The sequence below is a fragment of the uncultured Anaerococcus sp. genome (assembly GCF_963512375.1).
Classification (GTDB): Bacteria; Bacillota; Clostridia; order Tissierellales; family Peptoniphilaceae; genus Anaerococcus.
This window is the reverse complement of sequence record NZ_CAUPMI010000038.1, coordinates 1-3,660: the sequence shown is the minus strand read 5'-3', so window position 1 is coordinate 3,660 and position 3,660 is coordinate 1. Positions and strand designations below refer to the sequence as shown.

The following is a 3,660-nucleotide window of genomic DNA, read 5'->3' as shown; positions in this document are numbered from 1 at the left end:
TAATAAGTATACTTGTTAACATATAATAATAAGTATACTTGTTAACATATAATAATAAGTATACTTGTTAACATATAATAAATGGAAGTATGTTTGTCAGGATAGGAGGATTTATGGATAAGGATCAAATATTTAATAAGACTGATGATGTGAGTTTTGATAAGATAAATCGAGAGGCGAATTATAAGGCTCTTCTTCTAGGATATGGTGTCTTTATGATAGTTTCTGCTATTGGGTCTATATTCTATGGCCTAGATAGTGGGCTTGCCTTAGGTATTTTATTACTTACTAATGGTACAAGGGATTTTATTCTTAGTAGAAAACTTGCTAACAAGCATAGATTTGCTTGGTCTCTACTTGAACTTGCCTTATCTCTTGCTATAATTATTATTTATTTTATAGAAATTTCGGGTAAGCTTATATAGTTTATGGTTGATAAGCTGGCGTTAAAAAATAGACTAAGGGAAATTAGTAAGGACAGTCGACTTTGTCAAAAGGATTTGGCTTATATGGTTGGGGTAAGCCGCAAGGCTATCTCATCTATTAATAGGCTTAAATTTGCACCATTAGCCAAACTCCTTCTCATCAATGCCATAGCTTTAGACCTTGGCATATTTTATTTTTGAGATTTTGGGGTAAATATAGATTGAAGGGAGTTTTTATGGAATTTATTGATTTAGTTAAAGAACGTTATTCATGCAAAAATTTTGCTAATCTTGCTTTAGATAGGGATGATTTGGAGAAAATTCTTGAGGCGGGTCGCTTTGCACCAACTGCAAAGAACAACCAACCTCAAAAAATTTATGTGGCAGAATCTAAAAAGGCTCTTGCTATTATAGATGACCATACACCATGCCGTTATGGGGCGCCTACTGTGCTTGTTGTTGCCTTTGATAAGGATAATATATTTACATATCCTGGCAATAAGTATGATTCTGGTGTAGAAGATGCGACAATTGTGGCAACCCACATGGTTCTTGCCGCTGCTTATGAGGGAGTTGATTCTTGTTGGATTAATTTTTTTGATCCAGATAAGCTAGCCAAGGCCCTAGACTTGCCAGAAAATGAGCAAATAGTTTGCCTAATAGATTTAGGATATGCCAATGGTGATGGTAAACCACTTGCCAACCACACAAACCGCAAAGACCTATCAGAAACATTTAAATTTATCTAAGCTAGGGCCCTAAATGGGCCTTTTTAAATTTAATATGGGCTTAAAAAAGAGTAAAATATCCTAATAACAATTATAAAGGAATGATATGAAAAAAATATTTTTGTTAGGGCTATGCCTGATATTAGTAGGATGTGCAGGCCAAGGCCAAGAAAAAGAAAATTCTAAAAACCAAATAAGCCAAGCTAAATCCTTAAATGAACAAGTCTTTAGCTTTCTTGATGGTAAAAATCTAAAAGATTCATTTTCAAATCCCCACGCCTATAGCTCGCTCAATTTTTATGACAAGGGCGACTTTGATGGAGATTTTCTCTCAAATTCTGACTTGGATGGTCTAGATTTTGGATTAAGAGAAGAAAGTCAAAAGATTTATAATAGGTCTGAGATTCATAAGTCTATTTTTTCTGGTAAATTTAAAATAGTCGATACTATAGAAAAGGGAATCTACAAGCTAAAGTTATCTGATTTTACAATAAATAATCAAAAGGGGCCAGATGCAGAAATCAAATACCAATCCTGGGTAGACTTTGCAAATGGCTTAAGAGAAGATGATGAATATATTCTTTACCTAAAGGGAGCCCCACTTGATACTCATCTCTTAGAAAATAACCAGTATGAAAAAATCATAGCAGAAGATCACGAGGAAGAAGACCATCATGACCATAGTCATGAAGATCATGACGAGGAAGATGACCACGACCATGAAAATGATGAAGGCTTTAAGGCCTATGGGATAATCTTATATAATAAGACCCAAGGAATAATATTTACAGAACACGACAAGTGGGCCTTTTCAAACCACCATCATCACGATTAAAGCCCTCGTATTTGCCATAAAATCAAATTGATATATAAAACTATATAAGTTTAAGAAAAATCCAGCCTGACTTAAAATAGGCTGGATTTTCTATATATAGATGACCAAGAAGACCTTAGTATTGATATATATCAATAAAATTATATAATTATAGAAATAAAAAGAAAGGAAAAGCCATGTCTAATAGTAAAAAGGAAAATATTCTTGAAGAATATTACCTAGAAATGGATTATAAAAAAGAAAAAAGAAGGATAAGGGTAATCTTACCCAACTCTTACAATCAAAATAAATCCAAAAAATATCCAGTAGTCTACTTTCACGATGGGCAAAATATATTATTTAACCATGAATCCTACTCAGGAGTGTCTTGGGGCCTAATAGAAACAATCAGGGACAATAAAAACCTAAAAGAATTCATAGGAGTAGCCATAGACAATAGCCCTGCAAGGATGGCAGAATACAGCCCTTGGCCCCTTGACCAAAGCCTAGCGGACCTAAAAATAGAAAGGCCAGAAGGGGATGCTTACGCAGATTTCATTTTAAATACCTTAAAGCCTTTTATAGACCAAAAATATAGGACTAAAAAAAGTAAGAAATTTACATCAATGATAGGATCATCAGCTGGAGCAAATATATCAGCCTTTATAGGAAAAAAATACCAAGCTAAAATCGGAAGCCTAGGCATATTTTCCCTAGCAAGCTTCGCCTTTAAGGATAAATTTGAAAGTTATTTTAAAGATGCAAGTCTAAAAGATAATCAAAAAATTTATATCAAAGTAGGCACAGAAGAGAGTGCAGAAAGAAAAATAAGCCAAGCCTATATAGATTCATCGGTAAATTATTATGACCTCCTAATAAAGGCAGGGATTCCAATAGATAATATAAAATTAAGAATAATAAGTGGAGACACCCATTGTGAGGGGGATTGGGCAAAATATTTATTAGAGTGCTTGGAGTATGTTTTAAAATAAAATAAGTTGTTATTATTGGGGGTTTATTATCCAAGATAATGTTATTATAGACTTTAATTCTTCGTAACTTAATATTTTAATAAATTATATTCATTTACAATTGAATCTTCGTATAAAGGGGAGGCCCAAGGACCCTTTCGCATGGGTCCTCATCGGCCTCCCCTTAAACCCCTCCCCGTTACACCCCACAAGCGACTCCTTGGCGGAGGGCATGACCAGAAGCTTGCCTTTGGCAAGCCTCTTTTTGTAGACATATACCCTTGTTTTAGTTATCCTAATCCTAATTGATTTTGACATTCCGATGCCTAAGAATCTCAATCTAGTCCAAATTTATGTTTTGTTTAAACTCAAATCTCAGTAGTTACAGAAATTTAATTTGAACTCGTGCGTCAGGAGATTTTCTTAACGGCATCTCCATTTACAAAATCTTCCGACCTTAGGAGAATTATTCTGTATTCTGAGAGGATATTAACGTCATATTAGTTATTAGGCTCTTTTGCTTTTGCAAACATTGCGATAAGCGAGATTTCTATACTAATCTATTGGAAGATTTAAAATAAAAAGTACCCGTCAAGAAAATCACACTGACAAGCATACTTAAATAAGAATTTTGTTAATACTAAGATGACAAGTAACTAAAGAAATACAATTTGGACTAGATTGTGATTTTTAGGGGACTTTTGATTTTAAATCAGTAAGAA

General features: G+C 33.7%; 4 protein-coding genes. All 4 read left to right on the top strand.

What is annotated here, in order from left to right:
* Nucleotides 1–113: 113 nt before the first annotated feature.
* The 4 genes from RRB46_RS10580 to RRB46_RS10560 all read left to right on the top strand — a co-directional run bounded on the left by RRB46_RS10580 (nt 114) and on the right by RRB46_RS10560 (nt 2,959).
* Complete coding sequence (locus RRB46_RS10580) at nt 114–425, top strand: hypothetical protein (RefSeq protein WP_311538508.1); 312 nt, start codon at nt 114–116, stop codon at nt 423–425.
* Between the two features lie 236 nt (nt 426–661).
* Nucleotides 662–1,174, top strand: coding sequence for a nitroreductase family protein (locus tag RRB46_RS10570; protein WP_311538506.1), 513 nt, complete (start codon nt 662–664; stop codon nt 1,172–1,174).
* 85 nt (nt 1,175–1,259) lie between these two features.
* Complete coding sequence (locus RRB46_RS10565; RefSeq protein ID WP_311538505.1) at nt 1,260–1,988, top strand: hypothetical protein; 729 nt, start codon at nt 1,260–1,262, stop codon at nt 1,986–1,988.
* Between the two features lie 176 nt (nt 1,989–2,164).
* Nucleotides 2,165–2,959 carry an alpha/beta hydrolase-fold protein gene (locus tag RRB46_RS10560; protein ID WP_311538503.1) on the top strand — a complete coding sequence of 265 codons (795 nt, stop codon included), beginning with the start codon at nt 2,165–2,167 and terminating at the stop codon, nt 2,957–2,959.
* The last annotated feature ends 701 nt before the right edge of the window (nt 2,960–3,660 follow it).